General features: G+C 56.0%; 18 protein-coding genes and 1 tRNA gene. 9 read left to right on the top strand and 10 right to left on the bottom strand.

Going from position 1 to position 18986, the window contains the following annotated elements; genetic code table 11:
- Positions 1-72: 72 nt before the first annotated feature.
- Positions 73-720, top strand: a complete 648-nt coding sequence (locus tag GS605_RS07020) for a GntR family transcriptional regulator (protein WP_171633258.1) — start codon at positions 73-75, stop codon at positions 718-720.
- A gap of 3 nt (positions 721-723) precedes the next feature.
- Here the strand turns inward: GS605_RS07020 and GS605_RS07015 are convergent, their stop codons facing one another.
- The gene (locus tag GS605_RS07015) at positions 724-2601 is read right to left on the bottom strand and encodes a glycosyltransferase (protein ID WP_171723476.1); all 1878 of its coding nucleotides are present in this window, start codon (positions 2599-2601) and stop codon (positions 724-726) included.
- Positions 2602-2682: 81 nt separating this feature from the next.
- A complete protein-coding gene (gene carA / locus GS605_RS07010; RefSeq protein WP_171723475.1) occupies positions 2683-3849 on the bottom strand; it encodes a glutamine-hydrolyzing carbamoyl-phosphate synthase small subunit in 1167 nt (388 codons plus the stop codon).
- A gap of 183 nt (positions 3850-4032) precedes the next feature.
- Between carA and GS605_RS07005 the strand changes: the two genes are divergently transcribed.
- Positions 4033-4518, top strand: coding sequence for a GatB/YqeY domain-containing protein (locus GS605_RS07005; RefSeq protein ID WP_171633249.1), 486 nt, complete (start codon positions 4033-4035; stop codon positions 4516-4518).
- Between the two features lie 5 nt (positions 4519-4523).
- Here GS605_RS07005 and GS605_RS07000 read toward each other — a convergent pair whose 3' ends face one another.
- The 3 genes from GS605_RS07000 to ctaD all read right to left on the bottom strand — a co-directional run bounded on the left by GS605_RS07000 (position 4524) and on the right by ctaD (position 7441).
- Positions 4524-5015, bottom strand: a complete 492-nt coding sequence (locus GS605_RS07000; RefSeq protein WP_171633245.1) for a DUF2244 domain-containing protein — start codon at positions 5013-5015, stop codon at positions 4524-4526.
- A gap of 44 nt (positions 5016-5059) precedes the next feature.
- Positions 5060-5659 (bottom strand): 2-hydroxychromene-2-carboxylate isomerase, encoded by a 600-nt coding sequence (locus GS605_RS06995; protein WP_171723474.1) that lies wholly within the window; start codon positions 5657-5659, stop codon positions 5060-5062.
- A 123-nt stretch (positions 5660-5782) separates the two neighbouring features.
- A complete protein-coding gene (ctaD, locus tag GS605_RS06990) occupies positions 5783-7441 on the bottom strand; it encodes a cytochrome c oxidase subunit I (protein ID WP_170346621.1) in 1659 nt (552 codons plus the stop codon).
- Positions 7442-7746: 305 nt separating this feature from the next.
- Between ctaD and GS605_RS06985 the strand changes: the two genes are divergently transcribed.
- Positions 7747-8166, top strand: coding sequence for an HIT family protein (locus tag GS605_RS06985; RefSeq protein WP_171723473.1), 420 nt, complete (start codon positions 7747-7749; stop codon positions 8164-8166).
- Here GS605_RS06985 and GS605_RS06980 read toward each other — a convergent pair whose 3' ends face one another.
- Entirely contained in the window at positions 8167-8589 is a 423-nt protein-coding gene (locus GS605_RS06980; RefSeq protein ID WP_171723472.1) for a helix-turn-helix domain-containing protein, read from the bottom strand.
- Between the two features lie 82 nt (positions 8590-8671).
- Between GS605_RS06980 and GS605_RS06975 the strand changes: the two genes are divergently transcribed.
- On the top strand, positions 8672-9613 hold the full coding sequence (locus GS605_RS06975; protein ID WP_171723471.1) for a cation diffusion facilitator family transporter: 942 nt from the start codon (positions 8672-8674) through the stop codon (positions 9611-9613).
- A 315-nt stretch (positions 9614-9928) separates the two neighbouring features.
- Here GS605_RS06975 and lipB read toward each other — a convergent pair whose 3' ends face one another.
- Positions 9929-10585, bottom strand: a complete 657-nt coding sequence (lipB, locus tag GS605_RS06970; RefSeq protein ID WP_171633236.1) for a lipoyl(octanoyl) transferase LipB — start codon at positions 10583-10585, stop codon at positions 9929-9931.
- 39 nt (positions 10586-10624) lie between these two features.
- Entirely contained in the window at positions 10625-11284 is a 660-nt protein-coding gene (locus GS605_RS06965; protein ID WP_171723470.1) for a DsbA family oxidoreductase, read from the bottom strand.
- 141 nt (positions 11285-11425) lie between these two features.
- On the opposite strand from GS605_RS06965, the gene GS605_RS06960 reads away from it, so the two are divergent.
- Positions 11426-11512: transfer RNA gene (locus GS605_RS06960), tRNA-Leu, on the top strand.
- A gap of 317 nt (positions 11513-11829) precedes the next feature.
- Here GS605_RS06960 and GS605_RS06955 read toward each other — a convergent pair.
- Positions 11830-12582, bottom strand: coding sequence for a TylF/MycF/NovP-related O-methyltransferase (locus tag GS605_RS06955; RefSeq protein ID WP_171723469.1), 753 nt, complete (start codon positions 12580-12582; stop codon positions 11830-11832).
- A gap of 379 nt (positions 12583-12961) precedes the next feature.
- Here GS605_RS06955 and GS605_RS06950 point away from each other — a divergent pair, with 379 nt between their 5' ends.
- Complete coding sequence (locus GS605_RS06950; protein ID WP_171723468.1) at positions 12962-13792, top strand: class I SAM-dependent methyltransferase; 831 nt, start codon at positions 12962-12964, stop codon at positions 13790-13792.
- Between the two features lie 32 nt (positions 13793-13824).
- Here GS605_RS06950 and GS605_RS06945 read toward each other — a convergent pair whose 3' ends face one another.
- Positions 13825-14922: an acyltransferase gene (locus GS605_RS06945; RefSeq protein WP_171723467.1), complete on the bottom strand. Its 1098-nt coding sequence runs from the start codon at positions 14920-14922 to the stop codon at positions 13825-13827.
- Between the two features lie 315 nt (positions 14923-15237).
- Here GS605_RS06945 and GS605_RS06940 point away from each other — a divergent pair, with 315 nt between their 5' ends.
- The 3 genes from GS605_RS06940 to GS605_RS06930 all read left to right on the top strand — a co-directional run bounded on the left by GS605_RS06940 (position 15238) and on the right by GS605_RS06930 (position 18962).
- On the top strand, positions 15238-17121 hold the full coding sequence (locus tag GS605_RS06940; RefSeq protein WP_171723466.1) for a glycosyltransferase family 2 protein: 1884 nt from the start codon (positions 15238-15240) through the stop codon (positions 17119-17121).
- Positions 17122-17215: 94 nt separating this feature from the next.
- Positions 17216-17887 (top strand): class I SAM-dependent methyltransferase, encoded by a 672-nt coding sequence (locus GS605_RS06935; protein WP_171723465.1) that lies wholly within the window; start codon positions 17216-17218, stop codon positions 17885-17887.
- A gap of 22 nt (positions 17888-17909) precedes the next feature.
- Positions 17910-18962: a glycosyltransferase family 2 protein gene (locus GS605_RS06930; RefSeq protein ID WP_171723464.1), complete on the top strand. Its 1053-nt coding sequence runs from the start codon at positions 17910-17912 to the stop codon at positions 18960-18962.
- Positions 18963-18986: the final 24 nt, after the last annotated feature.

Raw genomic sequence — 18986 nt, 5'->3', positions numbered from 1 at the left:
TTTTCAATGCTGTACTTGATCGCCGCCCCCTGTCACGGCTAGACATGTCCGAACGAGGAGACAAACGATCCCATGAGCCAGACCCGATCCCCGACCAAGGACGCCTACAGCCTTATCCTGGAAGCCATTGATGTGGGTGTCTACAAACCCGGTGATCGGTTGGTGGAAAGCGAACTGGCAGAGCGTTTCGGAGTGTCACGCACCCCGATCCGCGAAGCGTTGCAACGGTTGGAAACCCAGTCTTTGCTGGAACGGGACGGGCGGTCGTTGATCGTCGCGTCCCTGGATCACAACCAGATGGCCGAGCTTTACATCGTGCGCCGGGAACTTGAAGGGCTGGCTGCGCGCCTTGCCGCAAAGCACGCCACTGAGGAAGAAATCAAGGTTCTTCAGGACATGGTCGTCGAAGATGACAAGTTGATCGATGACCCAACGGCTTTGTCGCGCGCCAACCGGCGGTTTCACGAACAGATTCATCTGGCGTCACACAATCGCTATCTGGTTCAGCAGCTTGATCTGGTTCACCGGACCATGGCTTTGATGGCGACCACTTCGCTGGCTGTTCAGGGTCGTGGCGAGATTGCGCAAAGTGAGCATAAGGGAATCGTCGAGGCCATCGCGGCCCGAGACGAAGAAGCCGCTGGGCAGGCGTTGAAGGAACATATTTCAATCGCCTTCATGACACGTCTGAAACAGGATGCCAGTCGACGCGACAAGTGAACGTCAGGCCAGCGGAACGTCTTCGCTGGCCTGCCCGTGTTGGGTTTTGTCCCAAAAAAACGGATTTGTCGCCAGTTCCCACAGGGCTTTGTAACCGGCGACCACCCCCAGCGGGAAATACAGACACATCGTCGGGACCCACGGCAGCAAAAACCGACGTTCACGCGCGGATACAGCGATGATCCCGACGCATATGTTCAGGGCCTCGGTTGCCAGAAACAGCCAGATCAGCGCCGTCGTGATCTGCTGCGGCAGGATCTGCTCCATCGGATTGGGCATGCCCAGGGCGTACAACCAGAAAATCCATAGAACAGGGGCCAGCAGGAACTGACCCAGAGTGCCCAGAAAGAATGCCTGTAGGCCGATAAACTGGGCCGCACCCAAATCTGCATACAGTTTCCGCGGGTCCCGCATGTGCACAAGATAGGTGACCATGAACCCCTTGAGCCAGCGTGAGCGTTGCTTCACCCACGGCCAGGCACGGAAATTCGCCTCTTCGAAGGTGGCGGTGTCCACCATCTCGGTCCGGTAACCCGCCCGGCAAAGCCGCACGCCCAAATCGGCATCTTCGGTGACATTGTGGGCGTCCCAACCGCCCAGTTCCAACAGCTTTTCGCGGCGGAAAAAGAACGTCGTTCCCCCAAGCGGGACGACCAGCCCCATACGTGCGATGCCCGGTAGGATCACGCGAAACCAGCCGTTGTATTCGATGGTGAAACAGCGTGACCGCCAGTTCGTGCGAGGGTTGTAGTAGTCCAAAACACCTTGCAGGCAAACCACCTCGGGCGAAGCTTGGGTGAAATGCGCAACCACTCGTTCAATCTGATCTGGCTGTGGTGCGTCTTCGGCATCCCAAACGCCAACAATGTCACCACGGCAAAAATCCAGCGCGTAATTCATGGCGCGCGGTTTGGTGGTCAACCCGTTCAGTTCCGGGGCTTCAACAACACGCATCCAACTGGGCAGAGCCACTCGCGCAAGGGCGTCGCGCGTCACGTCATCGGTCGCCTCGAGCACGAGAATGACGTCCAGCAGCGCTTTGGGATAGGTCAGCCTTTGAAGCCGTTGCACCAGAGCACTCGCGATTTCTCGCTCCTTGTACAACGGCACCATGATGGACACGCAGGGGTGACGCAGCGCGATCGCCGCCTCTGTTGGCTGGGTCGGCTTTTTCATGCGGTCGCTGAGACAGGCCAGGGCGCCCATTATCCGAAAGGCTGCAAAAAGAACCAAACTACCTACGGCCGCGCCCAACAAAACCATCAATCCAAACGAAGGGAACAGGGCGAAAAGACACAGCACACCCAGCGTTGTTGCTGATGATACGAGCCGGGACCCGGCGGTCCAGTTGCGGCAGCTTTGTGCCGCGTTCACACGGGTTTCGGCCGCTTTTGCGAGCGTCCGCGCGAAGTGCTGTGCAATGACCCTGTCGATCTGATGAGAATCCGCAAGAACCGGCAGGATGGCACAGTCGCAATCCTGCATCTCGGCTGCCACGGTTGCAAAACGATCGGGCCGGGCAGTGGCGACCAAAACCAGAGGGCCGATGCGCATCCAAGGAATGACATTGTTCTCAAGCCAGAAATCTACCGGCTTCAGGTTGCACAATCCGGGCATCGGTGGAATTTGTTCGAGGTCCGCGATCTGCCACCCGAACTGCGTCGACAGGGCCTTCAGAACGTCCTGCCTGGTGGCATACCCCTCGCCAACCAGAATCTCGCCAAGCGGCGCTTTCTGCCTGGTCTGCAAGCTCAACGCATGGTCCAGTTGCGAGCGCGTGATAACCTCGGTTTCCAGCAGGCAAGCGCCCAGCGGTTTGCGAAAACCGGGCGCAGGAATCGGGGTGGCGGTTGTAAAATTCTGAAGGTTAAGTTCAACCATAAAGAAACCCTGGCACAGTTACCTGCGCTCAGGGTTGATCAAACAAGGTTAATGTGCCGTTAACTCTGGTAACTTAAGGGTTTATGCCTGCTCGTTTTTCTTTTCCATCGCATCGGCGAAACGTTCGAACAGGTAAAAACTGTCCTGGGGTCCGGGCGACGCTTCGGGGTGGTATTGTACCGAGTATACAGGTCTGTCAGTCATGCGGATCCCGCAGTTCGAGCCGTCAAAAAGTGATCTGTGGGTCTCGACCACGCCCTCCGGCAAAGACTGTGCGTCCACGGCGAAACCGTGATTCATCGACGTGATTTCGACCTTGCCGGTTTCCAGATCCTTGACCGGGTGGTTCGCGCCGTGGTGGCCGTGGTTCATCTTGACTGTCTGACCGCCCAACGCCAGCGCCAGCATCTGGTGGCCAAGGCAGATACCAAAGACGGGCAGATCGGTTGTATCCAGAATTTCCTTGATCATCGGCACAGCATAGGCACCCGTTGCGGCCGGGTCGCCGGGGCCGTTCGACAGGAAAACGCCATCCGGCTGATGGGCCAGCACTTCGGCAGCCGTCGCCGTCGCTGGCAAAACGGTTACATCACATCCAGCCGAGGCGAGACAGCGCAGAATATTGCGCTTTGCACCATAGTCGACAGCCACGACTTTGTGGGCGGGGGCCTCTTGCCGCTTGTATCCTTCCGGCCAGGCCCAGCGCATTTCATCCCAGCGGTAGCTTTGGGCACAGGTGACTTCCTTGGCCAAGTCCATACCTTCCAGCCCGGCAAAGCCGCGGGCCGCAGCAACCAGTGCTTCGATGTCGAAATTGCCCTCGGGATCATGAGCCAGCGCCACATGCGGCGCGCCCTGCTGGCGGATGGCGCGGGTCAGACGGCGGGTATCAACGCCGCCGATGGCGATGCGTCCACGGCGGGCAAGCCAGCCCTTGAGTTCTTCGGCCGAGCGCCAGTTGGACGGCTCGGTCGGATCCCATTTGACGACCATTCCAGCGGCGACCGGATCACCGGTTTCGTCATCTTCCGGGTTCACGCCAACATTGCCGATATGGGGGAAGGTAAAGGTGACGATCTGCCCGGCATAGGATGGATCGGTCATGATTTCCTGATATCCGGTCATCGCTGTGTTGAAGCAGAGCTCAGCCACGGTCTGTCCGGTTGCTCCGAAACCGATGCCGTAAAACAGCGTTCCGTCGGCCAAAGCCAGACATGCGGTGGGCTTGGACGGGGCGTTCTGGGCCATGGCGCGACTCTCCTGCAAGGTAAACCGGCGCATACCTAAGGGGGTTAAGCGCTTGGGTCAAGTCTGTTCAATTTTTGGGCTATTGTTATTTTTCAATGGGTTAAGCTTGGTCGCCCCCGGTTGTAACACGCTTTTTGTTTAGATATGTTCGGGGTTCCGTTGTCATGGGGATGGACAAGCCAAATGGACATGCGATCACGGGTGAATGCCGCCCTGAAGCAAGCAATGAAAGACAAAGCAGCCGAGCGTCTGTCGACACTGCGGTTGATCAACGCGGCCATCAAGGACCGCGACATCGCCGCGCGCGCCTCGGACAATGAAGAGGTCAAGGGCTGCGGTGATGCAGAGGTGCTTGAAATACTTGGTAAAATGACCAAGCAACGTAAGGAAAGTGCGCGCGCCTATGAAGAGGGCGGACGCCTGGACCTGGCCGAGCGCGAGATGCAGGAAGTCACCGTCATCGAAGAGTTTCTGCCGAAGCAGCTGGATGATGATGAAGTGTCAAAGGCGATTCATGCCGCGATTACTTCAACCGGTGCCGGTTCCATTCGGGACATGGGCAAGGTCATGGGCGAGCTGAAGACCCGCTATACCGGACAGATGGACTTCGGCAAGGTCGGACCCATGGTCAAGGACCAACTCTGCGCCGCATCAAACGGCGACTGCTGAGACACCTACTGCGCGACAGGATCGCGCAGTTTTCTGGCCAGGTCGTCGTAGAGCGTGATACGCTCGTCTTCCGACAAAAACGCCCCGATTTCGACCTCACGCCCGTCTCCGACGAGCGTGACGTAGTGTGGCACCGGACCACCTTTTTCGTACATCTCAGGTCGTGCCCAATAGCGATTGCACGACCATTCCTGTTGGTCCTTGCCCGGGGTGTGATGCACCAGGCGGGCTTGTGAACCGGACAAGGTGAAAACCTCAAACGCACTGCGCGCGCGATAGTTCGCCTGAATCCCCAGCCAAAGCCCAAGCACCGTCAACAGCAGAAACGGTAACAGGCCCCACAACACGACCGACCCAAGCACGGCCAACAATGGGATCAAACCGAACAGAAATACAGACAGGATGGCAATCATTGCCCCACGTCGCGGCAGAGAGTTATGCGGCCAGAGGCGCAGTTCCTGTTCGGTTTCGGATGTCTGATTCCATTTGTATGGCATACCGGAAACATATCGCAGTGCCGCCTCATGTCGACGGATTTTGATCAGACCACGTGGCCCACACGCGCCCAGGACAAGGCGTCATCCAAACGGTCGTCGCCCCAGAACACCTCTTGCCTCACCACGAAGCTGGGGGCGCCGAAAACACCCAGTTTCACGGCGATGTCTGTTTCAGCTTCCAGCGCGGTGACGATATCCGGGCTGCGCGCGCGGGCCAGTGTCAGACGAGGGTCCTGCTGGCACCGTAGCAAAGCTTCGGACAGGGCGCTTTCGCTGCCCGCCTCGACGCCATCCTCGAACCAGATGCGGTATAGGTTCTGGGTAAATGACTTGCCCCACCCATCCGTCATACCAAGCAAAGCGACCTGATTGGCCAGGGCAAGATCGGAAATCGGATAGGGTGCGGGCAGGCTGGCGTGGATGTGATACTTGGCACAGCGCCGTTCGATATCACGCCACATATATGCGGATTTTTCGGGTTTTCCGGCGAACGGGATATTCTGCTGGGCTGACATGACCGTGCGCACATTAAAGGGCCGCCAGTTAACGGTGGCGTCATGTTCAGCGCACCAGTCGTCCAGACGCATCACGGTAAGGAAGCTGTAAGTGCTGCCGATTGAATACCAAAAGTCGATTTCCGGCATTGCCGATCCTCCGACTGTTCTGTGCGGGTATCATAGCGGATTTTGGTACACTTGGCGAACCGGCAGAGGTGGAAACGAAAAAACCCCGCCACGTGGGCGGGGTTTCCTTGGATCAGATCGGGATCAGTGCGCGTGGCCTTTGTCCCAGTCTTCCTGCTTGGGCAGCTGCTCGAACGTGTGTTCGGGCGGCGGCGTCGGCAGGGTCCATTCCAGCGTATCCGCGTATTCGTTCCACGGGTTCGGACGTGTCTCTTTCGCGCCACGGAACAGGGCGTAGAACACGATACCGAAGAACAGCAGGAACGAGGCGAACGAGATAAATGCGCCGATCGACGAAACGAAGTTCCACTGGGCGAATGCCTCGGGGTAGTCGATGTAGCGGCGCGGCATGCCCTGACGGCCCAGGAAGTGCTGCGGGAAGAAGGTCAGGTTGGCGCCGATGAAGAACAGCCAGAAGTGAACCTTGCCCCAGAACTCAGAGTACTGACGGCCCGTCATCTTGCTGAAGTAGAAGTACACCCCAGCAAAGATCGCGAAGACAGCACCCAGCGACATCACGTAGTGGAAGTGTGCCACAACATAGTAAGTGTCATGATAGGCACGGTCGACACCGGCCTGCGACAGAACCACACCGGTCACACCGCCGACGGTGAACAGGAACAGGAAGCCGAAGGCGAATAGCATCGGTGTCTTGAACTCGATCGAGCCGCCCCACATGGTGGCGATCCACGAGAACACCTTGACCCCCGTCGGAACCGCGATGACCATCGTTGCCAGCATGAAATAGGCCTGCTGACGCAGCGACATGCCGACGGTGTACATGTGGTGCGCCCACACGACAAAGCCCAGCACGCCGATTGCGATGATCGCCCAGACCATCGGCAGATAGCCGAAGATCGGCTTGCGCGAGAAGGTGGCGATCACGTGGCTGATGATGCCGAAACCGGGCAGGATCACGATGTACACTTCCGGGTGACCAAAGAACCACAGGATGTGCTGATACAGGATCGGGTCACCGCCACCGGCCGGATCAAAGAAGGTGAAGCCAAAGTTGCGGTCCATCAGCAGCATGGTGATCGCGCCTGCCAGAACCGGCAGCGACAGCAGAATCAGCCATGAGGTGACGAAGATCGACCAGCTGAACAGCGGTACCTTGAACAGGGTCATGCCCGGGGCACGCATGTTCAGGAAGGTGGTGATCATGTTGATCGCGCCGAGGATCGAGGAGGCACCCGATACGTGCACGGCGAAAATCGCCAGGTCCATGGACATGCCGCCTTCGGTCGTCGACAGCGGCGGATACAGAACCCAGCCCACACCCGAGCCGAGCTGATCGTTACCACCCGGGCTGAGCAGCGAGGCAACACCCAGCGAGGTGCCGGCGACATACAGCCAGAAGGACAGGTTGTTCATCCGCGGGAACGCCATGTCCGGCGCACCGATCTGCAACGGCATGAAATAGTTGCCAAATCCGCCGAACAGGGCAGGGATGACAACGAAGAACATCATCAGAACACCGTGATAGGTGATCATCACGTTCCACAAGTGTCCGTTGGGGGTACATGGGTCGGCCATGAAGCCTTCCAGGCACATGTACTGAACGCCCGGGTGCATCAGCTCGAGCCGCATGTAAACGGTCATCGCCACCGAGATCAGACCGGCAAGGGCCGAAACGACCAGGTACAGAATCCCGATGTCCTTGTGGTTGGTCGACATGAACCAGCGCTGGAAAAAGCTGCGCTGATCTTCATGGTCGTGACCGTGAATGGCTGCGTCTGCCATTATAGGTGCCTCCTGTTGCAACTGCACCGCGCAGTCGGACCTCTCCAACGCGCGGGATTCCTGCTGGTTTTAGAATGTGAAGAGGGCACCTTCAATGGCCGAGTTTGATCTGGATCAAGATTAATTGTCGCGGGCACGCGGGTGCTGCACGACTTTCCGGCCTTGAACGTGGGGTATCTGGGCATGGCGGATGAGAATTCAAGCCCAGTCTGTCGATGCGGCATGGGCGTAGGCAGAGTTCCGCCTTGACCGTTGCCCGCGTGCGTCTCAGAACTGTGCCAACACCCGCAATCCAGAGGTTTGAGATGGCTGATTACGACCCCGACAATATCTTTGCCAAAATCCTGCGCGAAGAAATCCCGTGCATGCGCGTGTACGAGGATGATGAAACGCTGGCTTTCATGGATATCATGCCGCGCGTGGACGGGCATCTTTTGGTGATCCCCAAAACACCATGCCGCAACGTACTGGATGCCACGCCCGAGCAACTGACGGCGGTTACAAAAACGGTGCAGAAGATGGCCCGGGCGGTCAAGTCTGCATTCGACGCGGACGGGGTGACGATTCAGCAATTCAACGAGGCGGCAGGCGGGCAGGAAGTCTTCCACCTGCATTTCCACGTCCTGCCGCGCCACGAAGGGGTTTCCATGCGCCCGCCGGGCAAGATGGGGGATTTCGAGCTTATCGGTGAACACGCGAAAAAGATCAGCGCCGCTCTCGTCTGATCATTCGGCGCCATGGGGCCCCATGCATGCGCCATGATCCTGAAACGCGTGCAGCACGGCACAGACATGATCGTGCTGCCCGTCGCAGGCCGCTGTAATTCGGGTCAGTTCAGCCTGGAGGTTTTGCAGACGGGCGATCCGGTCCCGGAGATCGGCCAGTTGTTTTTGGGCAATTTCGTGCGCCCGGTTAAGGTCGCTGCCAGACGCGCCTTCTAGGGACAGCAAGCCCACGACGTCGGCCAGTGGCAATCCCAGATCACGGCAATGGCGAATGAAGATCAGCCGTTTCAACGCGGTATCGTCATACCGGCGTTGATTGCCCGCCGTTCGCTCTGGCTTGGGCAACAGGCCTTTGTCTTCATAGAACCGGATTGTCGGAATTTTCACTCCGGTTCGGCGCGATAAGTCCCCGATCGAATACATTTTTCGGTTTTGACCTCTTGAACCTCTAGTGGCTAGAGGAATTACATGCTCTGGGAAGCCGTAACAAGGGACATGAAACGATATGGCACACCAGCATTCCCACACCGGTCATGGTCACCAACACAACCACATTGATCCAGACGCTGGCGATGCGCGCGTCGCCTGGGCGATTGCGGTGAACATGTTCCTGACATTGGCTCAGGTCATCGGGGGCATCATTTCGGGTTCTCTGGCGTTGATTGCCGATGCGCTGCACAATTTTTCGGATGCTGTTGCGTTGATCATCGCGTTTTTTGCCCGCAAGATTGCACGGCGTCCGGCCGATCCACGGATGAGCTTTGGCTATGGCCGGGCCGAAGTCGTTGCGGCCTTGGTCAATTACACCACGTTGATCGTGTTGTCGGTCTATCTGTTCTACGAAGGCGTCATGCGGTTTTTTGAACCCGAGCCGATCAACGGATGGCTTGTGGTCTGGGTCGCCGCGCTGGCATTGGTGGTCGATCTCATAACCGCTGCTCTGACGTATACTATGGCCAAGGACAGCATGAATATCCGGGCCGCATTCATCCATAATGTTGCGGACGCCTTGGGATCAATCGCCGTGATCGTAGCGGGCACCGCAGTGATCCTGTTCGGCTGGACATGGGTGGACCCGGCGGTGACGATCCTGATCTCGGTCTACATCATGTGGCATGTCAAAGAAGAGATAGGCGAGACGGTCCGCGTTCTGATGCTGGGCGCTCCGCCCGACCTAGAGCCAGAGCAGGTTGCCGCGGCGATCGAAGAAACGGATGGGGTGGCCGAAGTGCATCACGTGCATTTGTGGAGCATGCAGGAACGGCAGCCCGCGCTGACGGCGCATCTGGTCATCGATGCGAACGCGTGGGCAGATGCCGAAATGGTACGGGACAGTGTCAGGCAGACGCTGCAAGTTCGTTTCGGGGTGGGGCATGCGACGCTCGAACTGGAACAGGCCGACCGCGCCTGCGTCGGTTCGTCCCGATTTGGCCATCAGGAAGAATAGCAGTGTCTGAAAGAGAATTGCCGTTCCGATTTGGGGTCGGAACGGCAGACTCGTAACCAAACACTTCTCGGATTTCGAGGGCGAGCCCTGGATCACCGGTTAACATACCACTCACTCTTGATTGGCAGTTCCATATTACTCGTTAACAGGGCCTTTGTATCTACCTGAGTTAAAAAATGCTTAAAGACTTCCATAAATCCATCGAATTCAGGGTTAATTGCCTTACGCATGGGAAACAGAGCCAGCCGGCCACAGGGATTGTTGTTTGCAACAGAGGCGCGCAGCGATTCGCTGCGCAGTGATCGACAGATGGATTCAGGGCGCCACAGGGCCAAAAACGTCTGCGAATGTCTTTTTCAGCGCGGCATCAAGGTCTGCCATCGTTACCGGCAAGCCCAGATCGACCAATGAGGTCACGCCGTATTCGCTGATCCCGCAAGGGACGATGCCGGAAAAATGTTCCAGATCCGGTTCGACATTCACCGAGATTCCGTGAAAACTGACCCATTTGCGCAGGCGCAGTCCAATGGCGGCGATCTTGTCTTCTGCCGGTTTGCCGGTCACTGTCAACGGCTTGTCATCACGCCGAACCCAAACCCCTACGCGCCCATCACGGATCTCGCCTTGCACGTTGAATTCCGCCAGCGCCGAGATCACCCAGGTCTCCAGCTGTTTCACAAACTGACGCACGTCGCGACCACGTTTGTTCAAGTCCAGCATGACATAGGCCACACGTTGACCGGGCCCGTGATAGGTGTATTCGCCGCCGCGTTTGCTTGCGTAAACCGGAAAACGATCGGGGTCGGTCAGATCCTCGATCTTGGCCGAAGTGCCGGCCGTATACAGCGGCGGGTGTTCCAGCAGCCAGACACATTCTTCGGCTTCGCCATTTGCGATTGCGGCGACGCGCGCCTCCATAAAGGCAACGGCGTCGTCATAGCTGGTCAGACCATCGGTGATTTTCCATTCCATGCCGGTCTCATATCCGTCTGGATCGGTCAAGAAAAGGGGTCAGGCGGCCTCGGACAGGCAACGTTGCAGCACCTGGGTATAGGTTTCAGACCCCTGCGCGCCGGTCAGCAGGTATTTCCCGCCAAAAACCATGGATGGCACGCCTGAAATGCCCCGGCTGGTCCAGAACAGCTGCTTTTCACGCACCGGGGCCATGTGTTCTCCGCTTTCAAGCGCTTGTCGCGCCGTATCCGCGTCCAGCCCGATGGATCGAACAGCCTCCAGCAGAACATCCATATCGGAAACATCCCGCTGCGCTGTGAAATATGCGTCGAACAGAGCCAGTTTCAAAGGATGCTGTCGGCCGACTGATTCCGCCCAATCCAGCAACTGATGCGCCGCGAATGTGTTCACCATTCTGCTGTCATCGTCGAAGTTGAAGGCAAAGCCGAGCTTGGCCCCGATCGAGGTAAGCTTGTCCCGTGCCTGCTGACTTTGCTCGGCGGTCGAGCCGTATTTCGCCATGATATGTTCACGCAGGTTTTGGCCTTCGGGTGGCATGTCCGGGTTCAACTCGAACGGATGCCAGCGAAGCCGGGCAAGGACACCTTGTTGCTGCAACGCCATGTCAAGCTGTCGAAACCCGACAACGCACCAGGGACACACAACATCCGAGACGATATCGATCTGAACGATCGGGCGGTTATCGGGCGGTGGCATTGTGTGGCTCCTGTCAGGTCAATAGCGTGTTGTCCACTGGAGAGATATGCCCGTGGCGAAGGAATTTAAACCACTGCGTTTTTGCCTCTTCACATCGCGCGCACCAACGTCTATACGCCGCGTTACCAAGTCATTGGCAGTGCGGTCGTGGCGGAATTGGTAGACGCGCAGCGTTGAGGTCGCTGTGGGGTAACTCCCGTGGAAGTTCGAGTCTTCTCGACCGCACCAACTTTTAGTGAAAGAACAGGTAGTTTAGGGCGGGTGCGAAGATTGCATTCGGTGTGGTGCCCACTGTGCGACGTCCGAAAGGGTTGCCGAAGACAGAGGTGCCATGTGAAAGATCCGCTTTCAGAACTTGAATCAGTTCCGCATTTTGGACGTTCATCGGAATGCCGAGGTTTCTGCCCGGTAGCACCCCTAGGGTATTTTCTTGGTCGGCCATTCTGAAACACGAACAGGCCGCAGTCTCGCTGAGTGTGACATTTCAGGTGTTCAGGTGACGGGCGCAACCTGACCCGTGACCTGAACCCAAGGCCCGGTCCTCTCTAGACCTTTTGGAAATAGACGCCCACACCATCGATTTCGTTGATCGCGGGTGGCTGATAGCCCACGTCGTCAAGATAGTCATGAACGGCAGCTTTGGCTGCGGGAACCACGTGATAGTCGTCAACGATGATCCAACCACCTTTCGAGACCTTGCCAAAAAGGTGCCGCAAAGGATCTATGGTTGATTCATACATGTCGCCGTCAAGACGCAGCACTGCAATCTGCTCACTGGGCACCAGTGGCATGGTGTCCTTGAAAAAGCCCTCGATGAACACAACATTATCGTCCAAAAGCCCGAACTTTTCAAAATTCGCCCTTACAGAATCGGCTGACACGGCTAGGGCATCGTACTTGTGGAAATCAGACCCCTTGTCGTGAGGGTAAAGTTCCTCGTTCGGCTCGGGCAGCCCCTTGAAAGAGTCACACAGAACGACACGTCTGTCATTCTGGCCATATGCAAAGAGAACTGCTTTCGCAAAGATGCTGGCACCGCCACGCCATACTCCGGTTTCGACAAAATCGCCGGGAACCTGGTTGCCGATGACGGATTCCACCATGGCGCGAACATTGGCCAATCTCTTGCTGCCCACCATAGTGAAAGCAACAGACGGCCAATCCCAGCCGTATTCACGGTTTTTGGAGTCATAATCCGGTTTGGTGTCTCCAAACAGAATTGGTGGGTCTTCATAGATCGTGCCATCCAGGGCACGGGCAACCGTGGTCAGATATTGTTCCCGAAGTTCCGCGAGCATAGATTATAACCTTGCATAGATGTCTGGCTGGTTCTGACCTCTCAGCTGTGAAGTTTCAACAAGATTCGCTGGAAATCGCCTATAGGGTTGGTCAAATGGAGGCACATTTCCTGTGAACTGCGTTTTTTTCAACTCAGACGTGCCTTAACTCTCAGCTTTGACGTCCAGAATGAAACATATCTTTTTTGACGCTACGAATTACGCGAATGTTTGCGCCGACTTCAGCATCAGTCTTGGCGAATATGGTCGGACCCAACTCATTTGTTAGGCCGTGAAATGGCTGCCTCGCACTTTCTTTCTGCGTTTGATGTAAAGGAAGCTTGTAAACCTGTGCCTTTCAGGAGATGAAGCACACCAGCCATCAGGTAAGGGCATAGTGGTGAGCAAATTTACGGAAGTTGTCTCGACTGTCTTGCGCTCAGTTTCAGGCGGTTCGCAACAGAAGAAAATTCAACCGATAGCCTGGTCCGAGCGGAACAGATGTACCGTTGACGGCGTCAATTTTTTCGCCACGGTCGATATTGCGGAATACCACGAAATCACATCGAACGATAACGAGTTTCTGCTGGTGAAAACCCGCGAAATGATCGAGGCTGAACTGGATTGCACCTCGAAGATAGATGTTAACAATATCGTCGATATCGGAGTATGGCAGGGTGGGAGCGTGGCGCTTCTCGATCGTGTATTTCAGCCTGACAAACTGGTTGCAGTTGAATATTCGACGCGCGAACTGCCTCACCTTGACGCCTATATCGAAAGGTACTCGCGGCAGGATAACGTGCGGCTGTACAAGGGGATAAGTCAAGCGGACATCAATCGGTTCGGAGAATTGCTGGACGCAGAGTTCAGCGACGAGAAGATTGATCTCGTCATAGATGACGCATCGCACCAGTATTTGGAAACGTTGTTGTCGTTCAACCTCGTTTTTCCGCGCATGTCGGAAGGCGGCGTCTTCGTCCTTGAAGACTGGCAATGGTCCACGATGGAAGAACATTACAATTCCAACTATTTCGAAGGGAAAAAGGCGCTGGCGAATCTGGTGCTTCAATGCGTCATGTCCTGCGCCTGCCGGCCAGATATCGTTCGCGAAGTCATCGTGAAAAATCACTCTGCAATGGTTGTTCGGGGCGAGGCTGAACTGAAAAGCGGTGCTTTTGACATTACCGAGATCGCCCGCAATCGAGGCGAGATTATTCCCCTGGTACTATAAATCCGCATTGTGTCGGCGGGTGTGCTCTGCCGTCACGAGGTCTGTCGTTGTGACATTGTCTCTCTCAGATCTGGCTTGGTTATCCGGCGGGCCAGACGCATGAACGGAACTTCGACAGCATAATAGATAACAGTTGCAATGGGTATCGCTACGGCAAGGGTAACTGCGCAGACCACGGGCACCACAAGATCCGGGTTGTCCGTTAGCGTTGCGGCCCATCGGGTCAGGTTAGTATTATAGATAAGAAACGGATGCATCAGATATAGGCTGTAACTGATCTTGCCAAGAAAGCGGGTAAAAGGGTTATAGAGAAAAGAAACGGGTCGAAGTGCCTGCGATAGCGCAAGGCTTGCAAAGGCGAAGCCCCAACCCAGAACCAGTACGAGCGAAACCGGTTTGTATTGCGTTTGCGTCTGATCAACGACTGGCCCATACAAGTATAGGCAAATCAATCCGGCCATTCCCGCAGCGAGGGTCAAATAGCCAATTAGCCGCTTTAACGACGTGGGTGTCGAACGGTAGATGCACCAGATGATCAGGCCCAACGCAAAATATGGGGCGTTCGTGAAAAAGCTGGTCCAATAGTAATAGTCGGGAACTTCGCCCTGGCCATTTGCGTTTACTGCCGTCCATCCCAAGCAGGTGATTAATAAGAGAAACACTGCCGCCCATATGTTCCGCCAAACCCAAAGGAAGGGGAACAGAAGATAGAAGATAGCTTCGACGCCAATTGACCATCCCGCAGGAACGAGACTGGTTTGTTCACTGGGGAAAAAACCAAACAAAAATGTCATATTCCTGATGATCGTACCCGTTTCAGCTTGGAGACCTACGTAGAGCCAAGCAAAGAGCATCACGTAGAAGAGTGGGGCAATTCGAAAAAACCTGCGCAAGGCATAGGCCCAGCTTCGATCAAAAGAAATCCCTTTTGGATAAGCCAGCGACATGGACATTGCGCTGATTATGAAGAACAGCGGCACTCCCATCAAAAAATAGTCGACAATCCACTTATTGTAGCTGACACCAAGCGGATGAATTTGCACCGCGTGTACAAACACGACCGCAGACGCAGCGATACCGCGCAATGCATCAAGGCCATGTGCCCTTTGATCTTTAAGATTACCTGTCATGATCCACTCGAGATGCCGCGCCTTTGCTGCCATATGACTTCGGCAGCAGTGAATACCAGCTATAGATGGTTGGCGCGCGATGGCAATCCGAATGACGGTTTCAAGGCGAAGACACGCTGGTGATCGCTGCCTGCGGGGCCGTGGCCGTCTGCGGGATCTGGAGTTGGCAGTCGCTGAACCGGCGGGCTCGTCCACTTGCAATGCATTTCCGGGGCCCGTAACAAAGCCGCAGGCAGGGATGCGCGCTATACATCTGCAAAGATGCGTTTTTTCCCGCTATCCTGAATTTGCGGGCCACGGGTACAGGTAGACGCGATGAGACTTGTCATATCCACGATGAAAGACGAGGGGCCGTTCATCCTGGAATGGATTGCATACTATCTTTCGATCGGCTTCACCCATTTTATCGTCAATTCGAACGATTGTTCCGATGGCACCGACACGATCCTTCAGCGGTGCCAGGAACTGGGGTTTCTGGCGCATATCGACAATCCCGGCCCGTGGGAATTTGGACCTCAGGCTTCAGCTTATGTAAACGCCATGGAACACCCCTGGTGCAAAGAAGCCGAATGGATATTGGTCTGCGACGTGGATGAATTTCTTGATATTCGCGTCGGCGACGGAACACTGGACGATTTGTTTCGTGCATTGCCGCATGCGGACGGATTTGCCGCAATCTGGCAGTTGTTCGGACACAACGGAATCGTCGAGTTCGAAGACAGGTTCGTTGTCGAGCAATTCACCCGTGCGGGCGAGCTTGGCGCCGTCAGCCCCCATAACTTGCGGGCGTTCAAATCGCTCTTTCGCAACAACGGATCGTATCGCACAATCAGCACGCATCGACCGCGCGGCCCGATACCCAACAAGGCGGATCGATTTGCCTGGGTCGACGGGGACGGTGATCCGTTGCCGCCGGCCATGCGAAGACGAGGGTGGGCGTATTCATCAACGGGCGCCGGGTTTGGGCGCAGGCTTTTTCGGATGAACCACTATGCGGTGAGGTCCGTGGAAAGCTATCTGATGAAGCGGTTGCGTGGGGATGTGAATACCTCGAGTTTTCATCCGAAGATGGAGGCAACAGGTCAGGCCTACTGGAAGCTGCATTGCTATAACGACATCGAAGAAACCTCGATCCTGTCCAAAGTTGCACGACTTCGGGAGGTTTATGAAAAGCTGCGATCCGATACTGTTCTGGGGCAATTGCATAATCAGGCAGTTGCATTTCACAAGGAACGCATCGCAAGCCTCAGAAAAACCGAGGTGGCGCAGGATTTTATCGCTAAGTTCAGCCGCTTTCGCAGCGGGCGCTATGTCAAGGCGCTGGAACTCGGCGTGATGGAAGATGGCGATCTGTCTTTCAACGCCGAAATGTATAAGGATCCGGACATCACATTTGCCCAGGTCGCGAAATGGACGCGGCTCGGCAAGATGTCCAAGCCCGAGAACTCCAAGCCATACAATTTTCCTTGGTTCGTTCGGCTCGACGCCCTCGAAACCTCGTTTGATTACGAAGAGGCCGCCGCGCAGCATGCGCAAATTACGGATGCCAAACAGGTTTCGGTGCCGTTCGACCCCAAGGATCCTGTCTACCTGCCTTCTGCCCCTCCGGAGGTTGAAAGAACAAAAGACCAGCGGCAGAGTTTTCTTCGATCAATCAGTGGTAAGAAGAATTGGGTGCTGATCGGACATGTTGAGATTGAAATCATCGAAGAAATACTTGATCTGGACGCTGTCGAGAAATTGACGGTCATAGGACCGTGGGGGCTGTCATGGGACGGTTTCACATGTCCGGATGCAACTCAGGATCCCGAGCTACAGGCTTTGGATCGCACGTTTTATGCATTGCTGGAATACTTCCGCGCCCCCATTCTTGCCGGACAATTGCGTGTCTACCGGGCGCTGCCCCCCTTGATGCTGAAGCTGTTTGAAGACGAAAGCGTCGGCGTCGTCATCATCCGCGGGGTGCGGGCAGAGCAGGTGATGAACCAGCTGTTGCGTCGGATCGACCGGGTTCTTGCGCCCGGGGGGAGTATCGCGTTCACATCTTATCGCCGTCACGGAGGCGGGTCGTATACGGGTATGAATGCGGCGATAAACAGTTTCCTCGGGCGTAATGCTGCACGATACCGGATAACCAGCTTGCAGCCACCGTGGCTTGGTATCGACAAGTTGCCACCGCTTGGCAAAAAGGACACATAGCTTCTGGTTCTTGAGGCTGTGGCGTGGTAGCCATGGCGCAATGAACAAAACGGGTTCTGAGTAAATGGGATACCCGTCTGCGAGTGAGGTCGAGATGTCAAACGAATCCAAGGTTATCGGTGTTGCGCCCGGCAGCCAGAAGAAACCGAAGGCTGACAAAGCGACCAAGCGCAAAAACAGCAAAGACGCAATCCGCCGCACATTCCTTTCCCGTTTGCCAAAGGGGGGCCTAGCCGTAGAAATCGGTGTCTGGCAGGGTGAGTTCTCTCCGACCATTCTGAAACTGATCGAGCCCAGTCAGCTTTTTCTGATCGATCCATGGAAGCATATCGGTGAGGAATCGCACACAACCGCGTTTGTGGGTCGGACCGAAGACGAAAAGATGGAGGCCATCTTCCAGAAGGTCGTAAAGACTTTCGAGGCCGAGATCGAAGAAGGCAAGGTTGGTATTATACGCGATTTTTCGGTACCTGCGTTGAAGCTTTTTGATGATGAAAGCATCTCGTTCGCCTATGTCGACGGAGACCATTCATACGAAGGCGTGACCGCTGATCTGGCCGCTTTGTTTCCCAAGATCAAACCCGGTGGGATCATGGCATTCGACGACTACCACCGCCGCGGCTGGTGGGGCGACGGGGTGATCCGTGCGGTCAACGAGTTTCTGGGCCAGCACCCCCGAGAGTTGCGCATCCGCGCGATTGCCGGCGCGCAGATCGCCATCGAAAAGATTGTCCCGCAAGATGACAGCAAAGGTCAGAACGACTAGGCGGCGGGGATAAGTGGCAGCGATGGAAAAGCCTGAAAAAGTCCTCATCACCGCGATGAAGAACGAGGGTCCCTATATTCTGGAATGGGTGGCCCATCACAAGGTGCTGGGGTTTGACCGGATCATTGTCTACACCAATGATTGTACAGACGGCACCAACCAGATTCTGAGACGGTTGCAGGACTTGGGCCATGTGGAATTTCACAGGAACCGGGTTGGAACCGGAGGGATACACCGGTCTGCGCTGAGGCAGGCACGGCGCTTGCCGGTAGTGAAAGACGCAAAGTGGATATACGTCGGGGACGCGGATGAGTTCCTGAATATTCACGTTGGAAATAACAGGGTTGATGATCTGATCGAGGCAACGCCCGGCGTTGACGTTATTTCCATACCCTGGAAGATATTCTCGAACGGTGGTCGGCATGTTATGCGCGATACGCTGGTGACGCGGCAGTTCTTCGATTGTGAGCTGGATTTCGAACAAGGCGGGGCAGGGCGCCGGTTTGTCAAATCCCTGTTCAGGCAGGGCGATTTCTATCTTCGTTTCGGGTTGCACAACCCGCACCCCCGTCCCGAACTTCAGGCCGGCGTGTTCCGGTCCGTGCCCGGAGGGCACGCCACGGAACCTGCGCCCTTCGGCAACCATGTCTCGCCTCCGTTTGGATTTGAAGTCGCACAGATCAACCACTATGCCGTCAGATCCACGCAGGCCTATTTGGCCAAGCGCAGCCGAGGTCGGGCAAATCATTCCGCGCAGACACTTGGAACCGAATATTGGGACCGCTGGAACCGTGGCGGTGCCAAGGATGAAACAATCCTGCGGTACAAGGACGAAGTGGATGCGGTGCTGGAAGAGTTTCGCGCTGACGACAGGCTTCGACGGCTACATAGAAGAGCGTTCCGCTGGCACAAGGCCCTGATCAACGATCTGCTGAAACTGCCAGAGTATGATGAGCTGTACCAGAAACTTCTTGAAAAACCGGCCGTGGATTTTGTCGCAAAGGACCGTGGCGTAAGGGAACGCCTGTCGGCCAGCGCGCCGTCTTCGACTGACGAAAACCGGACAGAGTCCTGACAAAACAGCCCCTGGAGAAATAGA

This window comes from Ruegeria sp. HKCCD7559, from assembly GCF_013110575.1.
Taxonomy (GTDB): Bacteria; Pseudomonadota; Alphaproteobacteria; order Rhodobacterales; family Rhodobacteraceae; genus Ruegeria.
The sequence above is the reverse complement of the archived record's forward strand: the minus strand, read 5'-3'. Positions and strand labels throughout refer to the sequence as shown.

Coding starts and splice junctions, on each gene's coding strand:
- GS605_RS07020 (WP_171633258.1), top strand. CDS start 73: ATGAGCCAGACCCGATCCCCGACCAAGGACGCCTACAGCCTTATCCTG.
- GS605_RS07015 (WP_171723476.1), bottom strand. CDS start 2,601: ATGGTTGAACTTAACCTTCAGAATTTTACAACCGCCACCCCGATTCCT.
- carA (WP_171723475.1), bottom strand. CDS start 3,849: ATGGCCCAGAACGCCCCGTCCAAGCCCACCGCATGTCTGGCTTTGGCC.
- GS605_RS07005 (WP_171633249.1), top strand. CDS start 4,033: ATGGACATGCGATCACGGGTGAATGCCGCCCTGAAGCAAGCAATGAAA.
- GS605_RS07000 (WP_171633245.1), bottom strand. CDS start 5,015: ATGCCATACAAATGGAATCAGACATCCGAAACCGAACAGGAACTGCGC.
- GS605_RS06995 (WP_171723474.1), bottom strand. CDS start 5,659: ATGCCGGAAATCGACTTTTGGTATTCAATCGGCAGCACTTACAGCTTC.
- ctaD (WP_170346621.1), bottom strand. CDS start 7,441: ATGGCAGACGCAGCCATTCACGGTCACGACCATGAAGATCAGCGCAGC.
- GS605_RS06985 (WP_171723473.1), top strand. CDS start 7,747: ATGGCTGATTACGACCCCGACAATATCTTTGCCAAAATCCTGCGCGAA.
- GS605_RS06980 (WP_171723472.1), bottom strand. CDS start 8,589: ATGTATTCGATCGGGGACTTATCGCGCCGAACCGGAGTGAAAATTCCG.
- GS605_RS06975 (WP_171723471.1), top strand. CDS start 8,672: ATGGCACACCAGCATTCCCACACCGGTCATGGTCACCAACACAACCAC.
- lipB (WP_171633236.1), bottom strand. CDS start 10,585: ATGGAATGGAAAATCACCGATGGTCTGACCAGCTATGACGACGCCGTT.
- GS605_RS06965 (WP_171723470.1), bottom strand. CDS start 11,284: ATGCCACCGCCCGATAACCGCCCGATCGTTCAGATCGATATCGTCTCG.
- GS605_RS06955 (WP_171723469.1), bottom strand. CDS start 12,582: ATGCTCGCGGAACTTCGGGAACAATATCTGACCACGGTTGCCCGTGCC.
- GS605_RS06945 (WP_171723467.1), bottom strand. CDS start 14,922: ATGACAGGTAATCTTAAAGATCAAAGGGCACATGGCCTTGATGCATTG.
- GS605_RS06940 (WP_171723466.1), top strand. CDS start 15,238: ATGAGACTTGTCATATCCACGATGAAAGACGAGGGGCCGTTCATCCTG.
- GS605_RS06935 (WP_171723465.1), top strand. CDS start 17,216: ATGTCAAACGAATCCAAGGTTATCGGTGTTGCGCCCGGCAGCCAGAAG.
- GS605_RS06930 (WP_171723464.1), top strand. CDS start 17,910: ATGGAAAAGCCTGAAAAAGTCCTCATCACCGCGATGAAGAACGAGGGT.